The organism is Streptomyces sp. NPDC048419 (assembly GCF_043200415.1).
GTDB lineage: Bacteria > Actinomycetota > Actinomycetes > Streptomycetales > Streptomycetaceae > Streptomyces.
Genome location: NZ_JBICXT010000009.1, coordinates 1 through 20,936, shown reverse-complemented (window position 1 = coordinate 20,936; position 20,936 = coordinate 1). Strand labels below are relative to the sequence as shown.

Sequence of the window (20,936 nt, the reverse complement as noted above, 5' to 3'; positions counted from 1 at the left end):
AGGGGCCCACGGCGTGCCGGGTGGATGGAGGGTCCTGCGCACCGGGCAGGCAAGGGTCCGCGCGGGCTGGGTAGGCCGGGGGGCCTTGGCGGACCGGGTGGACTGAGGGTCTTTGGCGCGCCGGGCGCACAGGGAGATTTCGGCGCAGGGGTGGGCCGTGGGTCCTTGGCGCACTGGGCGGACCGAGAGATCACGCCGTGCCGGGCGGACCCAGAAACCACGCCGTGCCGAGCGGAGCGAGAGGCCTATGCGTACCGGGCGGACCGAGAGATCACGCCGTGCCGGGCGGAGCGGTCGGCGACGGCGTGCCAGGAGCCCCCGGGTGTGCCGTAGGGCCGGGTCTCAGACGTAGCGTTCGAGGATCGACGACTCCGCGAGCCTGGACAGGCCCTCGCGTACGCTGCGGGCCCGGGCCTCGCCGACGCCGTCGACGGTCTGGAGGTCGTCGACGCTCGCGGCGAGCAGCTTCTGCAGGCCGCCGAAGTGCTCCACGAGACGGTCGATGATGGCGCCCGGCAGGCGCGGCACCTTCGCCAGCAGGCGGAAGCCGCGGGGCGAGACCGCCGAGTCCAGCGTCTCCGGAGAACCCGTGTAGCCCAACGCCCGTGCCACCGTGGGCAGTTCGAGCAGCTCGGCATGGGTGAGAGCGTCGAGTTCGTACAGGGCCTCGTCGACCGTGCGGGAGCGCTTGGCCGTGGGCTCGGGGACGTAGTCCCGGATGACCAGTTCGCGCTCGGGCTCCACGCCCGCGATCAACTCGTCGAGCTGCAGGGCCAGCAGACGGCCGTCGGTGCCCAGTTCGACCACGTATTCGGCGATTTCGGTGGCGATACGGCGCACCATCTCCAGCCGCTGGGCCACCGCCGACACGTCGCGGACCGTCACCAGGTCCTCGATCTCCAGGGCCGACAGCGTGCCCGCGACCTCGTCCAGGCGGAGCTTGTAGCGCTCCAGGGTCGCGAGGGCCTGGTTGGCACGGGAGAGGATCGCCGCGGAGTCCTCCAGGACGCGGCGCTGGCCGTCGACGTAGAGGGCGATCAGGCGCATGGACTGCGAGACCGAGACGACCGGGAAGCCGACCTGCTTGCTGACCCGGTCCGCCGTGCGGTGCCGGGTGCCGGTCTCCTCGGTCGGGATCGTCGCGTCGGGCACGAACTGCACGCCCGCCCGCAGGATCTTCGACAGGTCGGAGTTCAGCACGATGCCGCCGTCCAGCTTGCACAGCTCACGCAGGCGCGTGGCCGTGAACTCGACGTCCAGCACGAATCCGCCCGAGCACATCGCCTCGACCGTCTTGTCGAAGCCGAGCACGATGAGACCGCCGGTGTTGCCGCGCAGGACGCGCTCCAGGCCGTCACGCATGGCCGTGCCGGGAGCCACGGCGCTCAGCGAGGCGCGCATCAGGCCATCGGCACCGGAACTCCCACCGGATTTTCCGGGAGCTGCTGCCCGGTCGTTGGCTGCCACTGCACTCCTCCGGTCGCAGGTTCTGGGCGCCCCCATGTCGCACATTCTGTTCGTACGGACGGGCGAGACCAGGGCAAAGTCTACCGGCGGTCCTCCTCGTCCCGTGGGGCCTCTCGGCGACGGGAGCGCGGAAGGACTCTCAGGGCGTCCCCTATGTCGGCGACTTCCAGGACCTTCATGCCCGGAGGGATCTTGCCGGGGTCGCCCGGAACGAGTGCGTGGGTGAAGCCCAGGCGGTGCGCCTCGGAGAGCCGCCGCTGGACGCCCGTGACCCGTCTGACCTCGCCCGCAAGGCCGACCTCGCCGATCGCGACGAGGTTCTTGGGCAGCGGGGTGTCGCTCGCGGCGGACGCCAGCGCGAGGGCGACGGCGAGGTCGGCGGCGGGCTCGGAGAGCTTCACCCCGCCCACCGTCGCGGAGTAGATGTCCCGCTTGCCGAGCGCGCTGATCCGGCCGCGCTGCTCCAGGACGGCGAGCATCATCGAGACGCGGGAGGTCTCCAGGCCCGAGGTCGTACGGCGCGGGGAGGGGATCTGGGAGTCGACGGTGAGCGCCTGGACTTCGGCGACCAGGGGGCGGCGGCCCTCCAGGGTGACCGTCAGACAGGTGCCGGGGACCGGTTCGTCACGTCTGGTCAGGAAAAGTCCGCTCGGGTCGGCGAGGCCCGTGATGCCCTCGTCGTGCAACTCGAAGCAGCCCACCTCGTCCGTGGCGCCGTAGCGGTTCTTGACGCCTCGTACGAGGCGCAGGCGCGCGTGCCGGTCGCCCTCGAAGCTGAGGACGACGTCCACCAGGTGCTCGAGGAGGCGGGGGCCGGCGATGGCGCCGTCCTTGGTGACGTGGCCCACCAGCAGCGTGGACATGCCGCGGTCCTTGGAGGCGCGGATGAGCGCACCGGCGACCTCGCGCACCTGCGCCATGCCGCCGGGTGCGCCGTCGATCTCCGGGGAGGCGACGGTCTGCACCGAGTCGAGGATGAGCAGTGAGGGCTTCACCGCGTCCAAGTGGCCCAGCACGGCGGACAGATCGGTCTCGGCGGCCAGATACAGATGGTCGTCGAGAGCCTTGATGCGGTCGGCGCGCAGGCGGACCTGGCTCGCCGACTCCTCACCCGTGACGTACAGCGTCGGGTGCTCCTCGCTCGCCGACTTGGCCGCCACGTCCAGCAGCAGCGTCGACTTGCCGACGCCGGGTTCGCCCGCGAGGAGGACGACCGCGCCGGGCACGAGCCCGCCGCCGAGGACCCGGTCCAGCTCGGGCACGCCGGTCGAGCGGGCGGTGGCCTGCCGGCCGTCGACCTGGCCGATGGGCACGGCGGAGGTGGTCACACGGCCCGGTGCCGTCGTCCGCACCGCTGGCGTGCCGTACTCGTCGATCGTCCCCCAGGCCTGGCACTCGGGGCAGCGACCGAGCCACTTGGCCGTCTGCCAGCCGCACTCGGTGCAGCGGTAGGACGGGCGGTCCTTGGCGGACTTCGTACGGGCAGCCATGTCGAGAACCGTAACCGAGGCCACTGACAACGCCGGACGGCGCGGACGGTTCCCCCTGGCCACGCCCCGGCCGGCGCCCGCTCTCGCACCTCGAACCGGCCACCGCCGTCAGGAACCGGCCACGGAACGAACGGTTCCTGTCCCCGATTGAGGGATCGTTTCACCCGTATGGATTAAATGTGCTCAAGGGGGAAGAAGGGGCCATCCCGAGCCGCCTACGGTCCACGGATGATGAGCAGCAGTCCGGAGACCCCGACCCGCACCACCGGCGCACACCGGGCGCGCCGGGAGGCCCGCGACCGCGCGGCGGCCCGCACGCTGGCGCAGCGGCCGCCCGCGCGCTACGAGCCGTATCTCGACGGCCTGTTCACCTACTGCTTGTCGGTGCTGTGCGACCACGACGCGGCGACCGAGGCCCTAGGCGACGCCCTCGCGCTCGCCGAGCGGCGCCGCGGCCCGGAGGCGGCGGGGGACCGCCGCCCGTGGCTGTACGCGCTGGCCCGCTGGTCCTGTCTGCGCAAGCTGGCCGAGGCCAAGCAGAAACGTCAGGGCACCCATGCGGCGGGCCGCGCCGTCACCGAGCGGCAGGACTCCGGCGAGCCTCCCGTCGCCGACGAGGTGCAGGAGCAGCGCCGCCGCGAACTCGCCCTGCTCGCCTGGCCGGAGGCCGCCGGCACCACCCCGGAGCAGCGCGAGGCGCTCGAACTCGCCGTGCGTCACCACCTGGCCGCCCACGAGGTCGCCGCCGTGCTCGGCCTGGACCTGGCCACCGCCCGTGAGTTGCTGGCCTCCGCCGCCTGCGAGGTCGAGCGCACGCGCGCGGCCCTCGCCGTCGTCGAGGCCGGTGGCTGCCCTGGTGTCGCCCGGCTCACCGGGGACAACCAGCTGGTGCTCAGCTCGGCTCTGCGCAAGGAACTCGTCCGGCACGTCGACGACTGCCCGCGCTGCCGCCGCAGCGCCGAGCGCGCGATCCCCGGCCGCTGGCCCGGCGCGATGGTCACGCCCGCCGAACTCCCGGTCCTTCAGGCGCCCCGCGCGGCCCTGCACGTGGCGGTCGCACACCCTGCACGCGTGCGTGGCGCCGCCGTTCCGCGCTTCGACCGGCGCGGCTTCCCGATGGACCCCAAGGACCGCGCCGCCCGCCGGGACCGCATCCGCGCGCGTGCCGTCACCACCACGGTCGTGGCCACCGTCGTGGCGGCCCCTGTGCTCGCCCTGTGGGCGGCCTACCGCGGTTCACCCGCCGACGCGAGCCCGGACGGCCGCTACCCCACCGCCAGCGAGGCGCACGGCCCCGAGAGCCTCGGCGGCGAGGCGGCGGGCGGCGGCTACGAGAACGCGGGCAACGCCAGCAGCACCCCGGGCGGCCGCTTCGGAACGGGCAGCGATCCGGACGTCTCCGTGGAGGTCGTCAGCGTCGCCGGCGCCGGGCGCAAGGGCTCCGGCGACCTCGACGTCTCGGCCGGCCACCACGGTGACACCACGCTCGTCACCCTCACCGCGACCGGATCCGCACCGGTGCACTGGTCGGCGACGACGGGCGCCCCCTGGCTCTATCTGAGCCAGTCGTCGGGAACGCTCGCGCCCGGCGACTCGTTGACGATCAAGGTGTACGTCGACCATCTGCGCGAGCCGTCCGGCTCGTGGAGCGCGAAGGTGGCCGTCTCGCCGGCCGGCGCCGTCGTCTCCATCGACGGCTACGGCACCGCGCCCAGCCCCGGCGGCCCGGCCCCGACGGGCCCCTCGGACCCGCCGTCCTCGTCCGGCCCGGGCCCGGCACCGAGCAGCCCGACGCCCTCCGGCCCCCCGAGCACTCCGCCTTCGTCGCCCTCTGCGGACCCGACGCCCAGCGATCCGTCCCCGACCGCGCCGACGAGCTCGACGCCGCCGCCCACCGACAGCGGCGGCCCGAGTCCCTCGACGTCGTGAGCGCGGGACCCGGGCGGGCGCCGGTCCAGGGGCGGTGCGGTGCTAGCGGGCCGGATCGGCCGGGTGCGGCGCCAGCAGCGGCAGCTGCGAGGCCAGCCGCTGCTCGCACAGCTCGACCAGGCGGTCGTAGCCGGCCTTGCCCATCAGCTCGATCAGCTCCGGCCGGTAGGACACGTACACCGGGTCGCCCGCGCCGTGCGCCGAGGTCGCCGACGTGCACCACCAGTGCAGGTCGTGGCCGCCCGGACCCCAGCCCCGGCGGTCGTACTCGCCGATCGACACCTGGAGCACACGGGTGTCGTCGGGCCGGTCGATCCAGTCGTAGGTCCGCCGGACAGGCAGCTGCCAGCACACGTCCGGCTTGGTCTCGAGCGGTTCGCGGCCCTCCTTCAGGGCCAGGATGTGCAGTGAGCAGCCCGCGCCGCCCGCGAACCCGGGCCGGTTCTGGAAGATGCAGGAGCCCTGGAAGGGGCGGGTCTGGCGGTCGCCGTCCTCGTCCTCGGAGACCCAGCCGTGCTCCATGCCCTCGTCATGGTGCTGCCAGATCTCAGGCGTGAGCCTCGCCACATGACCCGCGACGCGCTTCTCGTCGTCCTCGTCGGAGAAGTGGGCACCCAGCGTGCAGCACCCGTCGTCCGCCCGGCCGGCCTGGATGCCCTGGCAGCCGCTGCCGAAGATGCAGTTCCAGCGAGAGGTCAGCCATGTCAGATCGCAGCGGAAGACCTGCTCGTCGTCCGCCGGATCAGGGAACTCCACCCACGCGCGCGCGAAGTCGAGGCCCTGCTCGTCGGCCTCCAGGTCCTTCTTCGACTTCGTCGTCGTCGCCGACGGCTTCACCTTCGAAGATCCCTTGGCGGGCTTGTCCTTCTTCGCCGACTTTTTCGCCGTTTTCGTCTTTGGCACAGAACCAGCCTAAGGCTCCGGCGGCACCATCCCATACGGAGGACCGCCCAGCTGGCAGTAGCGTTCCGTACATGAGACTCGGTGTCCTCGACGTGGGATCGAACACGGTGCATCTGCTGGTGGTGGATGCACACCCCGGCGCGCGCCCGCTGCCCGCGCACTCGCACAAGACGGAATTGCGCCTCGCCCAACTCCTCGATGACAGCGGGGCCATCGGCTCCGACGGCATCGGAAAGCTGGTCGACGTCGTCCACGAGTGCCTGCAGGCCGCCGAGGACAAGGGCGTCGAGGACGTCCTCCCCTTCGCCACCTCCGCCGTGCGCGAGGCCAGCAACGCCGACGACGTCCTCGCGCGCGTGCGTGACGAGACCGGCGTGGAGCTGCAGGTCCTCACCGGTGCGGAGGAGGCCCGGCTGACCTTCCTCGCCGCCCGCCGCTGGTTCGGCTGGTCCGCGGGCAAGCTGCTGGTCCTGGACATCGGCGGCGGCTCCCTGGAGATCGCCTACGGCATCGACGAGGAGCCCGACGCCGCGGTCTCCCTCCCGCTCGGCGCCGGCCGGCTCACCGCGGGCTGGCTTCCCGGTGATCCGCCCGCCCCGGACTCGATACGGGCACTGCGCCGCCACGTACGCGCCCAGATCGCGCGCACTGTGGGCGAGTTCACCCGCTTCGGCACCCCCGACCACGTGGTCGCCACCTCCAAGACGTTCAAGCAACTGGCCCGCATCGCGGGCGCCGCACGCTCCACCGAGGGCCTGTACGTCCAGCGGGAGCTGAAGCGGGAGTCCCTGGAGGCCTGGGTCCCGAGGCTGGCCGGTATGACGGAGGCCCAGCGCGCCGAACTCCCGGGCGTCTCCGAGGGCCGGGCGGGCCAGCTCCTCGCCGGCGCCCTGGTCGCCGAGGGCGCCATGGACCTGTTCGGAGTGGACAAGGTCGAGGTCTGCCCCTGGGCCCTGCGCGAGGGCGTCATCCTGCGTCGCCTGGATCACATGGGGTCGGTGTAGCGCGCCGCGGGGGCGTGGGGAACGGCGCGAGCAACCACTCACGAAACCGCGCCCGCCAGTGGCGAAGTCCACAACGGCGCATAGGCGCAACACGGCGGCCAACCCCAACCCGTAACCTGTCCAGCATGGCGGAGCCAGTCGTGCGCATCCCGGATGCGAAGGTCGCGCTGTCCACGGCCTCGGTGTACCCGGAGTCCACGGCGACGGCCTTCGAGATCGCCGCGCGCCTCGGGTACGACGGAGTCGAAGTCATGGTGTGGACCGACCCGGTCAGCCAGGACATCGAGGCGCTGCGCAGACTCAGCGACTACCACCAGATCCCGATCCTGGCCGTCCACGCCCCTTGCCTGCTCATCACGCAGCGGGTGTGGTCGACGGACCCCTGGGTCAAGCTGCAGCGCGCCCGGGCGGCGGCCGAGAAGCTCGGGGCGAGCACGGTCGTCGTGCACCCGCCCTTCCGCTGGCAGCGCCAGTACGCGCGCGACTTCGTCACCGGGATCTGGCGCATGGCGAACGAGACGGACGTGCGGTTCGGCGTCGAGAACATGTACCCCTGGCGCTACCGCGACCGCGAGATGCTCGCGTACGCCCCCGACTGGGACGTGACGAAGGAGGACTACCGCCACTTCACGATCGATCTCAGCCACAGTTCGACCGCCCGGGTCGACGCGATGCACATGATCGACCGCATGGGCGACCGCCTCGGTCATGTCCACCTGGCCGACGGCCGGGGCTCGGCGAAGGACGAGCATCTGGTCCCGGGGCGCGGCAACCAGCCCTGCGCCGAACTGCTGGAGCGGCTCGCCCTGACCGGCTTCGACGGCCACGTCGTCATCGAGGTCAACACCCGGCGCGCGATGTCCAGCGCCGAACGCGAGGCCGATCTGGCGGAGGCGCTGGCCTTCACGCGACTGCATCTGGCCTCCGCGGTAAGGGTGCCGAGGCCGTGACCGGACCCGAGATCGTCTCCCGTCGCCGGGGCCGCCGTCCCCGTACGGAGTCCGCCGACACCCGCGACCGCATCCTGGCCGTCGCCCGCGAGGAGTTCTCCCAGCGGGGCTACGAGAAGACGTCGGTGCGCGGCATCGCGAAGGCCGCCGGCGTGGACTCCGCGCTGGTGCACCACTACTTCGGCACCAAGGAGCAGGTCTTCGAGGCGGCGATCGAGGTCGCCTTCGCACCCGCGCTCAACGCGCCTGCGGCGCTCCTCGACGGCCCGCCGGCCCAGGTCGGCGAGCGGCTGACCCGCTTCATCTTCGGCATATGGGAGAACCCCACCACGCGTACGCCCCTGCTGGCGATCGTGCGCTCGGCCGTCAACAACGAGGCGGCGGCCGCCGTCTTCCGCCGGCTGATCGCCTCCCAGCTGCTGCGCCGTATCGCCTCCCAGGTGGACCTCCCGGACGCGGAGCTGCGCGCGGAGCTGGCCGCCGCGCAGCTCGTGGGGTGCGCGATGCTGCGGTACGTGATCAAGGTGGAGCCGCTGGTGTCGGCGGACATCGAGCAGGTCATCGCGCGGGTGGCGCCGGTGGTGCAGGGACATCTGACCGGTCCCTGAGACGGTCCGCCGAGCCGTGTGCCCCGGTCCGCGAGGCGAATGCCCCTGTTCTCCGAGCCGTATGCCCCTGTTCTCCGATGTTCTCCGAGACGAATGTCCCGAATCGCGGACACCGCGTCCCGACCACTGGATGACCGGCGTAATCTCGGTAGCAGCCCTATCTGTCTGAAGGAGCGAGCGACGATGCCCGAGCTGAGGTCCCGCACAGTCACCCACGGCCGCAACATGGCGGGCGCACGCGCCCTTATGCGCGCCTCCGGTGTACCCGGTGCGGACATCGGCCGTAAGCCGATCATCGCGGTCGCGAACTCCTTCACGGAGTTCGTGCCCGGTCACACCCACCTGCAGCCGGTCGGCCGGATCGTCAGCGAGGCGATCGTCGAGGCCGGCGGCATCCCGCGCGAGTTCAACACCATCGCCGTGGACGACGGCATCGCGATGGGCCACGGCGGCATGCTCTACAGCCTGCCCTCCCGCGACCTGATCGCGGACAGCGTGGAGTACATGGTCGAGGCCCACTGCGCCGACGCCCTGGTGTGCATCTCCAACTGCGACAAGATCACGCCGGGCATGCTGAACGCGGCCCTGCGCCTGAACATCCCGACGGTCTTCGTCTCCGGCGGCCCGATGGAGTCCGGCCGCGCGACGCTGGTCGACGGCACGGTCCGCACGCTCGACCTGGTCGACGCGATCTCCGACGCCGTGAACGACAAGATCTCGGACGAGGACATCCTCCGCATCGAGGAGAACGCCTGTCCGACCTGCGGCAGCTGCTCCGGCATGTTCACCGCCAACTCGATGAACTGCCTGACCGAGGCCATCGGCCTCTCCCTGCCCGGCAACGGCTCGGTCCTCGCGACCCACACGGCCCGCAAGCAGCTCTACGTCGACGCGGCCCGTACGGTCATGGACATCACCCGCCGCTACTACGAGCAGGACGACGACACGGTCCTGCCCCGCTCGATCGCGACCTTCTCGGCCTTCGAGAACGCGATGGCCCTGGACATCGCGATGGGCGGCTCGACCAACACGATCCTGCACCTGCTGGCCGCGGCCCAGGAGGCTGAGGTCCCGTTCGGCCTGGCGGAGATCGACGCGGTCTCGCGCCGCGTGCCGTGCCTCGCGAAGGTCGCCCCGAACGTCGCCAAGAACCGCACGTACTACATGGAGGACGTGCACCGCGCCGGCGGCATCCCGGCCCTGCTCGGCGAACTGCACCGCGCGGGCCTGCTCAACGAGGACGTGCACGCGGTCCACAGCCCGTCCCTGGCGGACTGGATGAAGACCTGGGACGTCCGCGGCGGCTCCCCCTCCCAGGAGGCGGTGGAACTGTGGCACGCGGCCCCGGGCTGCGTGCGCTCGGCGGAGGCCTTCTCCCAGTCGGAGCGCTGGGAGGCGCTGGACGAGGACGCGGCGGAGGGCTGCATCCGCAGCGCCGAGCACGCGTACTCGAAGGACGGCGGCCTCGCCGTCCTCAAGGGCAACCTCGCCGTCGACGGCTGCGTGGTGAAGACCGCCGGCGTCGACGAGTCGATCTGGACCTTCGAGGGCCCGGCGGTCGTCTGCGAGTCGCAGGAGGAGGCCGTCCAGAAGGTCCTCACCCAGCAGGTCAAGGAGGGCGACGTCGTCGTCATCCGCTACGAGGGCCCCAAGGGCGGCCCCGGCATGCAGGAGATGCTCTACCCGACCTCGTATCTGAAGGGCCGGGGCCTGGGCAAGGCCTGCGCCCTGGTCACGGACGGCCGCTTCTCCGGCGGCACTTCGGGCCTCTCCATCGGCCACGCCTCCCCGGAGGCGGCGGCCGGCGGCACCATCGCCCTCGTCGAGGACGGCGACCGCATCCGCATCGACATCCCGAACCGCACGATCGACCTCCTGGTCGACGACGCCGAACTGGCCCGCCGCGAGGCCGCGTTGGGCGGCGTCTACGCCCCTCGCAACCGCGAGCGCAAGGTCTCGGCGGCTCTGCGCGCCTACGCCGCGATGGCGACCAGCGCGGACAAGGGCGCGGTGCGGGACGTGTCGAAGCTGGGCTGATACTCCGCTTCCCGAAGGGGCCGCTCCTCCGGGGCGGCCCTTTCGCCTGTCACCAGGCGGCAGGATCGCGGGAGTCGACGGAGAAGACGGTGCCGTCGGGGGCGGCGGCGTAGATGTGGGAGCGGGTCAGGACGGGCTGCGGCAGGGAGCCCATCACCACACCGGAGTTGCTGCCGAGCCGGGGCTTGGTCTGCCCGAGGAGCGTGCCCTTGCGGGCGTCGACGGCGAGCAGCCGCCCGTCGGCAGCGGTGACGTACACGTGCGAGCCGTCGGCGGCGGGCGCGGAGCCGCGGCTCACGGACGTCTCGAGGTGCCACAACTGCTTGCGCGCGGCCAGGTCGACGGCTTCCATGGAGCCGCCCGTGGCGAGCAGGTAGACGACGTTCTTGTCCACACAGGCCCGAACTCCGAAGCGCGGAACGGGCAGCGGCATCCGGCGCACCGCCGTGGATCCCGGCCTGTAGCGGACGACGGCCTTCGTGGCGCCGGTGGCGTCGTCGCCGGCGAGGAAGTAGACCGAACCGTCCGCGGCGCCCACCGGCTTGAGCGATCCCTTCAACCGCGCTTCCCAGCGCACCTCACCCGTGACCGGATCCACGGCGGTGACCATGGTGTGCGAGTCGCCGGTCGCGCTCGCCACGTAGGCGAGCGGGCTTCCGCCGAACGCCGCGAACTGCGGGCTGACCTGGCCGCGGATGCGGTGCTTCCACTTCGTCCTGCCCGAGGCGCCGTCCACGCCGGTGACCGTCCCGCCGGTGCCGGTGAGGAGGAGCATGCCGCCCGCACGCTGCAGGCCGCTGTAGGCGGAGGTTCCCTGCCACCGTTCCTTGCCGGACGCGGGATCGAGGGCGACGAGGCGCCGGGCGTCGTCGGGCAGAGGCTGTACGAGCCCGCCCGCGAGTTCCGGCGGCCTGCTCCTGGACGACGTACCGTCCGCGTGCCGCCACAACAGGCTGCCGTCGGCCGGGTCGAGGGCGAAGACCACGCCGGCCTGTCCGCAGACGAGCTCCTCGGCGCCGTACGAGCAATGCGGCATGCCCCCGTCGGCGGCCACGGGTCTCGACACCCAGGCGCGGAACTCGGCCGCCGCGGTGGGTGAGTTGCCGCCGCGTGACGAGGTGCCTCCGTCTCCGTCCCCGCCGAGCAGCCGGGCCGAGACGAGCGCTCCCGCGGCGACGAGGACGAGCGCGAGTGCCGCCAGGGCCGCCTTCCTGCCGCCACGTCTTGCGGGACGCGGCGCCTTGGGCTCACGCGGTTCCGGCCTCGGCACGTCCCCCGTCCGCTGCGCCGGTATGAAGGCCTGTGTGTCGTACGAGGCCGCCACCGACCGCAGTTCGCGCATGAGCTCGTCCGGCGTGGGCCGGTCCTCGGGCTCCTTGGCCAGGCAACGCAGCATCAGCGGCGCGAGATTCTCCGGTACGCCGGTCAGGTCCGGCTCGTCGTGCACGACCTGGTAGGCGACGACGTAGGGACTGTCGGAGTCGAACGGCCCCCGCCCCGTCGCCGCGTGCACCAGCACGGACCCGAGCGCGAAGATGTCGGCCGCGGGCCCGACCTCCCGGGGTCGCCGGAACTGCTCGGGCGCCATGAACGGGGGAGTGCCGATCAACTTCCCCGTCTCGGTACGCAGTTCGCTGTCCTTTGGCCGAGAGATGCCGAAGTCGATGACCCTCGGCCCGTCGTCGGCGAGCAGCACGTTGCTCGGTTTGAGGTCGCGGTGCACGACCCCGACCCGGTGGATGTCGCGCAGCGCCTCGGCCAGTCCGGCCATCAGCCGGCGCAACTGGGCCGACGGCATCGGGCCGTTCCGCTTCACATGCTCGGACAGCGTCGGGCCGGGTATGAACTGCGTGGCCATCCAGGGCCGTTCGGCCTCGGGATCGGCGTCGACGACGGGGGCGGTGAAGGCGCCGCTCACCCTCCGCGCGGCGGCCACCTCCTGCCGGAAACGGCCCCTGAACTCAGGGTCCTTGGCGAACTCCGCGTGCACGACCTTCACCGCGAGCTTCATCCCCGAGGCGCTGCGGGCGAGGTGCACCACACCCATGCCGCCGGAGCCGAGGCATGACTCAAGACGGTAGTGACCGGCGTACTCGGGAAGTTCCGCTTCCGCGCCCGCTCCGGTGTTTCCCTGTGGCGCCATGGGACCACCCCCGTGCTGTTCGTCCGCGCGCGCGACGCTCGGAGCCTAGTCGATGTGCCGCGTGAGACAGAGGCGGCTTGCTAGTCTCCGCGTGCGAGTTGCGTACATGTGTTTCATGGCGTGTTTTAGGGGAATCAATGGGGCCCCATGGCAGTCATGGGGACCAACGGGGGAGGTTTTTCATGTCTGTTGACCGCATCGAAGCGACCGAAGGCGGCGAGACGGAGGCGGGGACCGTCACGCAGACGGCCGTCGCGGGCGAGTCCCTCGCCGCGACCGCCTCCGTGAAGACCTATCCGGTCGCTCCGGGCGTGCGCCTCAACGTCCGCAGGGGTCCCGGCACCAACTACCAGATCGTGCGCGTCCTGCCCGAGGACACCCGCGTCCCGATCTTCTGCCAGACACCGGGCACCACGGTGAGCGGCCCGTACGGCACGTCGAAGATCTGGGACAACATCGACGACGGCGAGTACGTCTCGGACGCCTACGTCCACACCGGCAGCGACGGCTACGTCGCCTCGCGGTGCGGCTGACCCACGACTCTCCGAGGATGGCGATGACCTCTCGAAGGCGCAGGTCCGTCCTGCTCACGGGCGCCACCGGCGCTCTGCTCATGGTGATCGGCTCCGCGGCCACCGCGAACGCGGCCACGGTCCGCTACTACGACGTCGCCCCTGGCGTCCGTCTCAACGTGCGCAACGGTCCCGGTACCAGTTACAGCATCGTGCGGCAGCTGCCTGAGGGCTCGAAGGTTCCGATCTACTGCCAGACGCCCGGAACGTCGGTGTCCGGCTACTACGGCACATCGACGATCTGGGACAACATCAGCAACGGCCAGTTCGTCTCGGACGCCTACGTCCACACCGGCAGTGACGGCTACGTGGCCGACCGCTGCGCCAGCTGACCCCAGCCCCCTCCCGGCAGGGAGCCCGCCCCACCCCGGAGCCATAATCGTCCCGTGAGCGACGAAAACGGCACCCCGGCGACCCCCGCGGGCTCCCCCACCCCCCACCCGGAATCCCTGCGCTTCTTCGGCACCACCTGGGTGGACCACGACGACGGCTACACCCTCCGCCGGATCGGCGCGGCCGCCGGCTCCCTCGTCGCCGCCGTCGTCTCCTGCCTCGTGCTCCGGTTCGCCTACCAGGGACTCCAGATCGCCGACACCGGCGCCTTCGTCACCATCCTGGTGGTCGCGATGTTCACGATCTGCAGCGCGCTGGCCTTCCGCGCCACCTGGGACTCCTTCACCCGCCGCCCCGACCCCGAGCGCCAGGCCTCCCTCCGCGGTCTGCTGGCCATCGGTTTCGTCGGCTCCCTCCTCGCCTACTTCTTCCGCTCCCTCACCGAGGCACCCGGTGAGAAGCTCCACCGCGAGGAGTACGAGGCAGCCCTCGAGCGGCACTCGAAGCGCAACACGCGCCGCTCGGGCAACCCGTCGAAGAAGCGGCGCCGCGGCTGACCGGCACATCCGCCGGTCACGCCGTTCGGCACCGAAAATTTGCTGCCCCCTGCACGCAGCGGGGTCACCATGGCCGTATGACGGTCTCCTCACGCACCGCCCGCGCCCACTCCTTCAACGCCGCCGCAGCCCAGTACGCCGCGAACCGCCCCTCCTATCCGTCGGCCCTGTTCGACGTGATCGAGGAGCTGTCCGGGCGCCCGCTCGCCGGCGCCCGCGTCGCGGACGTCGGCGCCGGCACCGGTATCTCGACGGCGCTTCTGGCCGGTCGCGGCGCCGAGGTCGTCGCCGTGGAGCCCGGTGAGGGCATGGCGGCCGAGTTCCGCCGCGCCCACCCCGACATTTCGATCATCCGGGGGAGTGGCAACGCCCTCCCGCTCGCCACCGCCTCCGCCGACCTCCTCACCTACGCCCAGGCCTGGCACTGGACCGACACCGCCCGCTCGGTGCCGGAGGCCCTGCGCGTGCTGCGTCCGGGCGGTGCGCTCGCGCTGTGGTGGAACACCAGCGCCCTCGACGTCCCGTGGATCGACGCGCAGACGACCCGGATCGGACGCCACTTCGGCGCCGACAGCGTTGTCGACCGCAACGGCAGCGGCGTCCGCACCGCACTCGCCGACCCCAGCGGCCGCCTGAAGTTCACCCATCGCCGGGTGCGCTGGAGCCGCCAGGTCCCCGTCGACACCCATCTCGCCAACATCGGCAGCCACTCGATCTTCCTGGTTCAGGGTGAGGAGAGCGCGAGCGCCTTCCTCACCGAGGAGCGCGGCCACCTGCTGACGGTCTTCCCGGACGGAATCGTCGAGGAGACCTACGTCGTCGAACTCCTGGTGGCCACCACCGCATGACCCGGCGCGGCGGCCCGTCCCTCGCGGGCCGCCACGCACCCGCCGTCCGCCTGTCGCGTCGTCGTACTCGAAGGTGCTCAGGCGCGAGCTGCCGCGTGCGCTCACGCCTGCGCGCCCCCACGCCCTCGTGCACTCCTCACCCCCCGCCAACGCTTGACGCCGCTCCTACCCGCGAGCATTATTCATCACATGATGAATTACTCCCCGGGCCCATCCGACGCGCCCGCGGCCGGCTTCGAGCCCGCGTCGGGCGTCGCTCCCGCCGTCCGGGCCGACGGCCTCACCGTCGTCCGCGGCCCCCGCACCGTCCTGCGCAACCTCGACTTCACCGTCCCGCGCGGCCAGATCACCGGTCTGCTCGGCCCGTCCGGCTGCGGCAAGTCGACGCTCATGCGCGCGATCGTCGGCACCCAGGCCAAGGTCACCGGCACGCTGGAGGTCCTGGGGAACCCGGCCGGCCACCCCACCCTGCGCACCCGCATCGGCTACGTCACCCAGGCCCCCTCCGTCTACGACGACCTGACAGTGCGCCAGAACCTCGACTACTTCACGGCGATCCTCGACCCCGGCCGCACGGGCGCCGACCGCCGCCGGGAAGTCGACCGCGTCCTCACCGACGTCGACCTGACCAGCCACGCCGACGCCCTCGCCGGAAATCTCTCCGGCGGCCAGCGCAGCCGCGTCTCGCTGGCCGTCGCCCTCCTCGGCGCCCCCGAACTCCTGGTCCTCGACGAACCGACCGTCGGCCTGGACCCCGTCCTGCGGCGCGACCTGTGGACCCTCTTCCACTCCATCGCCGCCGAACGCGGGGCGGCCCTCCTCATCTCCTCCCACGTCATGGACGAGGCCGAGCGCTGCCACCGCCTGCTCCTGATGCGCGAGGGCGAGATCCTCGCCGACGACACCCCCGACGCCCTGCGCACCCGCACCGGCTCCGAAACGGTCGAGGCGGCCTTCCTGCACCTGGTCGACGAGGCGGCCGCCGCCGCCCGCGAGAAGGAGACCACCCGATGACCACGACTACACCCACGACCGGTACCCGTCCGACGCCCGCCCCGCCCCGCGCCCTCAACGCCTCCCGCACCACCGCCACGGCGGCCCGCGTCCTGCGCCAGCTCCGGCACGACCCGCGCACCATCGCGCTGATGATCGTGATCCCCTGCCTGATGCTGTTCCTGCTGCGCTACGTCTTCGACGGCAGCCCGCAGACCTTCGACAACATCGGCGCGTCGCTCCTCGGCATCTTCCCGCTGATCACGATGTTCCTGGTCACGTCCATCGCCACCCTGCGCGAACGCACCTCGGGCACCCTCGAACGCCTCCTCGCCATGCCGCTCGGCAAGGGCGACCTGATCGCCGGCTACGCCCTCGCCTTCGGCGCCATCGCGATCATCCAGTCCGCCCTCGCCACCGGGCTCGCGGTCTGGTTCCTGGGTCTGGACGTCATCGGCAGCCCCTGGCTGCTCCTCCTGGTCGCCCTTCTGGACGCCCTCCTCGGCACCGCCCTCGGCCTCTTCGTCTCGGCCTTCGCGGCCTCCGAGTTCCAGGCGGTCCAGTTCATGCCGGCCGTGATCTTCCCCCAGCTCCTCCTCTGCGGCCTGTTCACCCCCCGCTCCAACATGCACCCCGCCCTGGAGGCCATCTCCAACGTCCTCCCCATGTCCTACGCCGTCGACGGCATGAACGAAGTCCTCAAACACACCGACATGACAGCCACCTTCGTGCGCGACGTCCTGATCGTCGCGGGCAGCGCCCTACTGGTCCTGGGCCTGGGCGCGGCAACCCTGAGGCGTAGGACGGCCTGACCGGGTCCGGGTGAGCAGAGCCTCCGGGGCGGGGTCGCCGCCGACATCCCGCCCACCGGACACCCGAGCCGCCCACCCACCCCCGATGCGAGGATGAACCCGGACGACGCAACCCCCGGAGGGCACCCCGCCATGACCCAGAAAGTCGCAGTCCTCGGCACCGGCAAGATCGGCGAAGCCCTGCTCAGCGGAATGATCCGCGCCGGCTGGGCCCCGTCGGACCTCCTGGTCACCGCCCGCCGCGAGGAACGTGCCGAAGAACTCCGCACCCGCTACGGAGTCTCCCCGGTCACCAACCCCGAGGCCGCCAAGACCGCCGACACCCTGATCCTCACCGTCAAGCCGCAGGACATGGGCACCCTCCTCGACGAGCTCGCCCCGCACCTCCCCGCCGACCGCCTGATCATCAGTGGCGCCGCCGGCATCCCGACCTCCTTCTTCGAGGAGCGCCTGGCCGCCGGCACCCCCGTCGTCCGCGTCATGACGAACACCCCCGCCCTCGTCGACGAGGCGATGTCCGTCATCTCCGCCGGCACCCACGCCACCGCCGGACACCTCGCCCACGCCGAGGAGATCTTCGGCGCCGTCGGCAAGACGCTCCGTGTCCCCGAGTCCCAGCAGGACGCCTGCACCGCCCTCTCCGGCTCCGGCCCGGCGTACTTCTTCTACCTGGTCGAAGCCATGACGGACGCCGGCATCCTGCTCGGCCTGCCTCGCGACAAGGCCCACGACCTGATCGTCCAGTCCGCGATCGGCGCCGCGATCATGCTCCGCGACAGCGGCGAACACCCGGTCAAGCTCCGCGAGAACGTCACGTCCCCCGCGGGCACCACCATCAACGCCATCCGCGAACTCGAGAACCACGGCGTACGAGCCGCCCTCATCGCCGCCCTCGAGGCCGCCCGCGACCGCAGCCGCCAACTGGCCACCGGCAAGAAGGACTGACCCACCCGCCCGACCGGGGGCGGCCGTTCACGCGGCCGCCGCGTCCACCACCTCCTTCGTGCTCACCACCCGCGCGAAGCCGCCTCCGTGCAGCGACACCGCCGACGCCTGCGCGACCTCGTCCGCACTCCGTCGCCAGCCGAACGGCCCCTCCAGGTCGAAGGTGTAGGTCGCGTCGTAGGCGACCACCACGCCGTACCCCAGATTCCCGCCCATCCGGGCCGTCGTCTCCACGCACATGTTGGTCTGGATCCCGGCCAGGACGACCTGCGAGATCCCCTCCGCCTTCAGCCAGGCGTCCAGATCGGGCGTGCCGTAGAACGCGGAGTTCACCGTCTTCGTCACGAACAACTCGGTCCCATCGACCCCCTTCCCACGCCGCTGCTCCACGTACTCCTTGAAGTCGTTCCCCTCGTATCCCGGCCGCAGGGGCGACTCGCGCTTCAGCGAGTCGTGCCGTACGAACACGACCGGCCGCCCCGTCGACTGCCACACGTCGATCAGCGAAGCGATGTTGTCGTCCGCCCCCGGGTTGTTCCGCGGCCCCCAGAAGTCGGCCTCCTCGAAGCCTTTCTGCACATCCACGACCACCAGCGCTGCGTTCTCTGCGATCTCCATGCCCTCGATCCTCCCGCCGGGAGAACGCCCGCCCCAGAGGGCGAAAAGACAGCGATCGATGGTTTACTGCCAGCCATGGAGAAAGCCGCGAAGAACGCCTACCGCGTCGCCCTCGTCGCCTTCCCCGGTATCCGAGCCTTCGACGTCTCCGTCATCACGGAGGTCTGGGGAACCGACCGCACCGACCGCGGCGCCCCCGCCTTCGACCTGCGCCGCGTCGCCGCCGACACCGCCCCCGTCCCCATGCGCGGAGGCATGGCACTCCACCCGGACCGCACCCTCACCTGGCTGTCCCGCGCCGACCTGATCGTGATCCCGGGTCTCGACGACCACCTCACCCCAGCGCCCACCCCCGTCCTCGACGCCCTTCGCCGCGCGCACGCCCGCGGCATCCCCATCGCGGCCCTGTGCGGCGGTGCCTTCACCCTCGCGCAGGCCGGCCTTCTCGACGGCCGCCGAGCCATCACCCACTGGAACCTCATCGACCTCCTCCGCGCACACCACCCCCAAGTCACCGTGGTCCCCGACGCTCTCTTCATCGAGGACGACAACATCTGGACCGCCGCCGGCACGGCAGCCGGCATCGACCTCTGCCTCCACCTCGTCCGCGAGGCCCACGGCGCCGAAGCGGCGGCCACCATCGCCCGGTCGATGGTCACCGCGCCCTTCCGCACCGGCAGCCAGGCACAGTTCATCGAGCACCCCACCCCACGCGCCGACCGCGACGCCGACGCCCTCGCCGCCGTACGCGAGCACGCCCTCCGCCACCTCCACGAACCGCTCACGATCGCCGACCTGGCCGCCCTCGCGGACATGTCCCCGCGAAGCTTCGCCCGCCACTTCACCGCGGAGACCGGCACCTCCCCGCTCCGCTGGCTCCTCGACCAGCGCATCGCCGCCGCCCAGAGGCTCCTCGAACGCACCGACCTGCCGATGCCCGAGGTGGCCCGCCGTGCCGGCTTCGGCAGCGAGGTCACGATGCGCCAGCACTTCGCATCGCGCCTCGCCACCAGCCCACGCGCCTACCGCGCAGCGTTCAGCACGGCATCTGCATCGGCGTCAGCAGCGGCATCGGTATCGACCACGCCGGCGTCGGACGCATCCGTATCCGAAGCGGCCGGCAGCAACCCGATCGCGCGATAAGCGGCATCCACAGTCGGCCGGGCCATCGCCCGAGCCTTCTCCGCACCATCCCGCAGCACCCCCTCCACATGGCCAGGATCGGCGCACAGCGCACTGTGCCTCTCCTGTACAGGCCTGAGGAGTTCGACCACGGCCTCGGCGGTGTCCTTCTTCAAGGTGCCGTACGACTCATATACACCGGCCAGGGCCTCCGGGTTCCCACCCGTGCAGGCCGCGAGGATCTCCAGCAGATTCGCGAGCCCGGGCCGCTCCTCCCGGTCGTAGACGACGTCCCGACCGCTGTCGGTCACCGCCCGCATGACCTTCTTGCGCACCACGTCCGGCTCGTCCAGCAGATAGACGACACCCAGCCCCGACTCGTCTGACTTACCCATCTTCCGCGTCGGTTCCTGGAGGTTCATCACCCGTGCGGCGACCTTGGGAAGCGTCGCCCGCGGAACCCGGAACGTGTGCCCGTACCGCTGGTTGAACCGCACCGCCAGATCCCGCGCCAGCTCCACGTGCTGCGCCTGGTCCTCCCCGACCGGCACGTCGTCCGTCCCGTACGCCAGGATGTCCGCCGCCATGAGCACCGGATACGTCAGCAGCGACACCCGCACGCTTCTGCCCCGCGCGGCCTCCTTCGCGGCCTTCTCCTTGTACTGGATCATCCGCCGCATCTCACCATCGGTGGCCACGCACTCCAGCAGGTACGACAGCCGCGCGTGCTCGTCCACATGGCTCTGTACGAAGAGCGTGCACAACGCGGGGTCCAGCCCCGACGCGAGCAGCAACGTCGCCGCCTGCCGACTGAGCCTTCGCACCCGCGCCGGATCGTGCTCCACGGTCAGCGCATGCAGATCCACGACGCAGAACAGCGCGTCGGCCTGGTACTGGTCGGCCTCGGCCCACCGCCGCATGGCTCCCAGGTAGTTCCCCAGGGTCAGGTTCCCGGTCGGCTGGATCCCACTGAAGACCCGTGTCATCTCTACTCCCTCTCCGTTCGGGCCGCCGTCCCGGACGGCCGCCCCTCGGAGATCCGGAGGAGATACGAAAACGGCCGCCGAAGCGGCGGCCGTTGAGTGCATACGTGAGTACGGCCGCCGGTCAGGCGGCCCACCACAGCTGGGTACACGTACGCGTAGTCATGTGCTCACAGTACGCCTCCCGGGTGCGGTCCGGAGGCAAGTTGACACGCTCAGGCCGGATCCGTAGTGTTCTCCGAGTTGTCCGACGTGAGCGCCGACTCCGGTCGGTCCCCGGACAGCCATTCCGTAAGTACCAACCACTGCTCGACTGCCGTCGATCCGTCGGCCGTTGTTTTATTGGCGTGCGTATTTACGAAATGAGGAATCCGCGTTCGAAAGGACGCAGCCCCCCGATTAGCGCGGGAGGCACGGAGTCCGCTAAAGTCTCACTCGTCGGAACGGCCCAACGGCCGGGAAGACAACCCCCTCTGACTGGGAATCAGACGCCGAAAGGATCTGATAGAGTCGGAAACACCGAAGGGAGCGCCCGGAGGAAAGCCCGAGAGGGTGAGTACGAAGGAAGCGTCCGTTCCTTGAGAACTCAACAGCGTGCCAAAAGTCAACGCCAGATATGTTG

Annotated in this window: 18 protein-coding genes and 1 pseudogene; 13 read left to right on the top strand and 6 right to left on the bottom strand. The window is 71.3% G+C overall.

Going from position 1 to position 20,936, the window contains the following annotated elements:
• Nucleotides 1–342: 342 nt before the first annotated feature.
• Nucleotides 343–1,467 (bottom strand): DNA integrity scanning diadenylate cyclase DisA, encoded by a 1,125-nt coding sequence (disA, locus tag ACGFYN_RS19990; RefSeq protein ID WP_393867156.1) that lies wholly within the window; start codon nt 1,465–1,467, stop codon nt 343–345.
• A gap of 80 nt (nt 1,468–1,547) precedes the next feature.
• A complete protein-coding gene (radA, locus tag ACGFYN_RS19985; RefSeq protein ID WP_393867155.1) occupies nt 1,548–2,957 on the bottom strand; it encodes a DNA repair protein RadA in 1,410 nt (469 codons plus the stop codon).
• A gap of 228 nt (nt 2,958–3,185) precedes the next feature.
• Here radA and ACGFYN_RS19980 point away from each other — a divergent pair, with 228 nt between their 5' ends.
• Complete coding sequence (locus ACGFYN_RS19980) at nt 3,186–4,886, top strand: hypothetical protein (protein ID WP_393867154.1); 1,701 nt, start codon at nt 3,186–3,188, stop codon at nt 4,884–4,886.
• A gap of 42 nt (nt 4,887–4,928) precedes the next feature.
• Here ACGFYN_RS19980 and ACGFYN_RS19975 read toward each other — a convergent pair whose 3' ends face one another.
• Entirely contained in the window at nt 4,929–5,789 is an 861-nt protein-coding gene (locus ACGFYN_RS19975) for a hypothetical protein (protein ID WP_393867153.1), read from the bottom strand.
• 71 nt (nt 5,790–5,860) lie between these two features.
• On the opposite strand from ACGFYN_RS19975, the gene ACGFYN_RS19970 reads away from it, so the two are divergent.
• The 4 genes from ACGFYN_RS19970 (at nt 5,861) to ilvD (ending at nt 10,388) form a co-directional block, all read left to right on the top strand.
• Complete coding sequence (locus ACGFYN_RS19970; protein WP_393867152.1) at nt 5,861–6,793, top strand: Ppx/GppA family phosphatase; 933 nt, start codon at nt 5,861–5,863, stop codon at nt 6,791–6,793.
• A 125-nt stretch (nt 6,794–6,918) separates the two neighbouring features.
• Nucleotides 6,919–7,743, top strand: coding sequence for a sugar phosphate isomerase/epimerase family protein (locus ACGFYN_RS19965; RefSeq protein WP_393867151.1), 825 nt, complete (start codon nt 6,919–6,921; stop codon nt 7,741–7,743).
• The gene (locus ACGFYN_RS19960) at nt 7,740–8,351 is read left to right on the top strand and encodes a TetR family transcriptional regulator (RefSeq protein ID WP_393867150.1); all 612 of its coding nucleotides are present in this window, start codon (nt 7,740–7,742) and stop codon (nt 8,349–8,351) included. The genes ACGFYN_RS19965 and ACGFYN_RS19960 overlap by 4 nt, the downstream gene beginning before the upstream one ends.
• 183 nt (nt 8,352–8,534) lie before the next feature.
• Nucleotides 8,535–10,388, top strand: coding sequence for a dihydroxy-acid dehydratase (ilvD, locus tag ACGFYN_RS19955; RefSeq protein WP_393867149.1), 1,854 nt, complete (start codon nt 8,535–8,537; stop codon nt 10,386–10,388).
• A gap of 49 nt (nt 10,389–10,437) precedes the next feature.
• Here the strand turns inward: ilvD and ACGFYN_RS19950 are convergent, their stop codons facing one another.
• On the bottom strand, nt 10,438–12,531 hold the full coding sequence (locus ACGFYN_RS19950; protein ID WP_393867148.1) for a PQQ-binding-like beta-propeller repeat protein: 2,094 nt from the start codon (nt 12,529–12,531) through the stop codon (nt 10,438–10,440).
• 182 nt (nt 12,532–12,713) lie between these two features.
• On the opposite strand from ACGFYN_RS19950, the gene ACGFYN_RS19945 reads away from it, so the two are divergent.
• The 7 genes from ACGFYN_RS19945 (at nt 12,714) to proC (ending at nt 17,591) form a co-directional block, all read left to right on the top strand.
• Nucleotides 12,714–13,064, top strand: a complete 351-nt coding sequence (locus ACGFYN_RS19945) for an SH3 domain-containing protein (RefSeq protein WP_393867147.1) — start codon at nt 12,714–12,716, stop codon at nt 13,062–13,064.
• 23 nt (nt 13,065–13,087) lie between these two features.
• Nucleotides 13,088–13,435 (top strand): SH3 domain-containing protein, encoded by a 348-nt coding sequence (locus ACGFYN_RS19940; protein ID WP_393867146.1) that lies wholly within the window; start codon nt 13,088–13,090, stop codon nt 13,433–13,435.
• Nucleotides 13,436–13,489: 54 nt separating this feature from the next.
• Nucleotides 13,490–13,993: an EamA/RhaT family transporter gene (locus tag ACGFYN_RS19935; protein WP_393867145.1), complete on the top strand. Its 504-nt coding sequence runs from the start codon at nt 13,490–13,492 to the stop codon at nt 13,991–13,993.
• Nucleotides 13,994–14,070: 77 nt separating this feature from the next.
• Nucleotides 14,071–14,841 carry a class I SAM-dependent methyltransferase gene (locus tag ACGFYN_RS19930; RefSeq protein ID WP_393867144.1) on the top strand — a complete coding sequence of 257 codons (771 nt, stop codon included), beginning with the start codon at nt 14,071–14,073 and terminating at the stop codon, nt 14,839–14,841.
• A gap of 189 nt (nt 14,842–15,030) precedes the next feature.
• Nucleotides 15,031–15,855, top strand: a complete 825-nt coding sequence (locus ACGFYN_RS19925; protein WP_393867143.1) for an ABC transporter ATP-binding protein — start codon at nt 15,031–15,033, stop codon at nt 15,853–15,855.
• Nucleotides 15,852–16,646 (top strand): ABC transporter permease, encoded by a 795-nt coding sequence (locus tag ACGFYN_RS19920; protein ID WP_393867142.1) that lies wholly within the window; start codon nt 15,852–15,854, stop codon nt 16,644–16,646. Before ACGFYN_RS19925 ends, ACGFYN_RS19920 begins: the two co-directional genes overlap by 4 nt.
• A 132-nt stretch (nt 16,647–16,778) precedes the next feature.
• A complete protein-coding gene (gene proC, locus ACGFYN_RS19915; RefSeq protein ID WP_393867141.1) occupies nt 16,779–17,591 on the top strand; it encodes a pyrroline-5-carboxylate reductase in 813 nt (270 codons plus the stop codon).
• A 27-nt stretch (nt 17,592–17,618) separates the two neighbouring features.
• On the opposite strand, the gene ACGFYN_RS19910 is transcribed toward proC, so the two are convergent.
• Nucleotides 17,619–18,209 carry a cysteine hydrolase family protein gene (locus ACGFYN_RS19910; RefSeq protein WP_393867140.1) on the bottom strand — a complete coding sequence of 197 codons (591 nt, stop codon included), beginning with the start codon at nt 18,207–18,209 and terminating at the stop codon, nt 17,619–17,621.
• A gap of 75 nt (nt 18,210–18,284) precedes the next feature.
• Here ACGFYN_RS19910 and ACGFYN_RS19905 point away from each other — a divergent pair.
• Nucleotides 18,285–19,265, top strand: a pseudogene (locus ACGFYN_RS19905) (GlxA family transcriptional regulator); the annotation flags it as partial.
• Here ACGFYN_RS19905 and trpS read toward each other — a convergent pair.
• Nucleotides 19,232–20,317 carry a tryptophan--tRNA ligase gene (trpS, locus tag ACGFYN_RS19900; RefSeq protein WP_393867139.1) on the bottom strand — a complete coding sequence of 362 codons (1,086 nt, stop codon included), beginning with the start codon at nt 20,315–20,317 and terminating at the stop codon, nt 19,232–19,234. The pseudogene ACGFYN_RS19905 and the gene trpS sit on opposite strands and share 34 nt — an antisense overlap.
• Between the last annotated feature and the right edge of the window lie 619 nt (nt 20,318–20,936).

Bases quoted from the DNA above. Each gene is read 5' to 3' on its own strand.
- radA (WP_393867155.1), bottom strand. From the start codon at position 2,957: ATGGCTGCCCGTACGAAGTCCGCCAAGGACCGCCCGTCCTACCGCTGC.
- ACGFYN_RS19980 (WP_393867154.1), top strand. From the start codon at position 3,186: ATGATGAGCAGCAGTCCGGAGACCCCGACCCGCACCACCGGCGCACAC.
- ACGFYN_RS19970 (WP_393867152.1), top strand. From the start codon at position 5,861: ATGAGACTCGGTGTCCTCGACGTGGGATCGAACACGGTGCATCTGCTG.
- ACGFYN_RS19965 (WP_393867151.1), top strand. From the start codon at position 6,919: ATGGCGGAGCCAGTCGTGCGCATCCCGGATGCGAAGGTCGCGCTGTCC.
- ilvD (WP_393867149.1), top strand. From the start codon at position 8,535: ATGCCCGAGCTGAGGTCCCGCACAGTCACCCACGGCCGCAACATGGCG.
- ACGFYN_RS19950 (WP_393867148.1), bottom strand. From the start codon at position 12,531: ATGGCGCCACAGGGAAACACCGGAGCGGGCGCGGAAGCGGAACTTCCC.
- ACGFYN_RS19945 (WP_393867147.1), top strand. From the start codon at position 12,714: ATGTCTGTTGACCGCATCGAAGCGACCGAAGGCGGCGAGACGGAGGCG.
- ACGFYN_RS19940 (WP_393867146.1), top strand. From the start codon at position 13,088: ATGACCTCTCGAAGGCGCAGGTCCGTCCTGCTCACGGGCGCCACCGGC.
- ACGFYN_RS19930 (WP_393867144.1), top strand. From the start codon at position 14,071: ATGACGGTCTCCTCACGCACCGCCCGCGCCCACTCCTTCAACGCCGCC.
- ACGFYN_RS19925 (WP_393867143.1), top strand. From the start codon at position 15,031: ATGATGAATTACTCCCCGGGCCCATCCGACGCGCCCGCGGCCGGCTTC.
- ACGFYN_RS19920 (WP_393867142.1), top strand. From the start codon at position 15,852: ATGACCACGACTACACCCACGACCGGTACCCGTCCGACGCCCGCCCCG.
- proC (WP_393867141.1), top strand. From the start codon at position 16,779: ATGACCCAGAAAGTCGCAGTCCTCGGCACCGGCAAGATCGGCGAAGCC.
- ACGFYN_RS19910 (WP_393867140.1), bottom strand. From the start codon at position 18,209: ATGGAGATCGCAGAGAACGCAGCGCTGGTGGTCGTGGATGTGCAGAAA.
- trpS (WP_393867139.1), bottom strand. From the start codon at position 20,317: ATGACACGGGTCTTCAGTGGGATCCAGCCGACCGGGAACCTGACCCTG.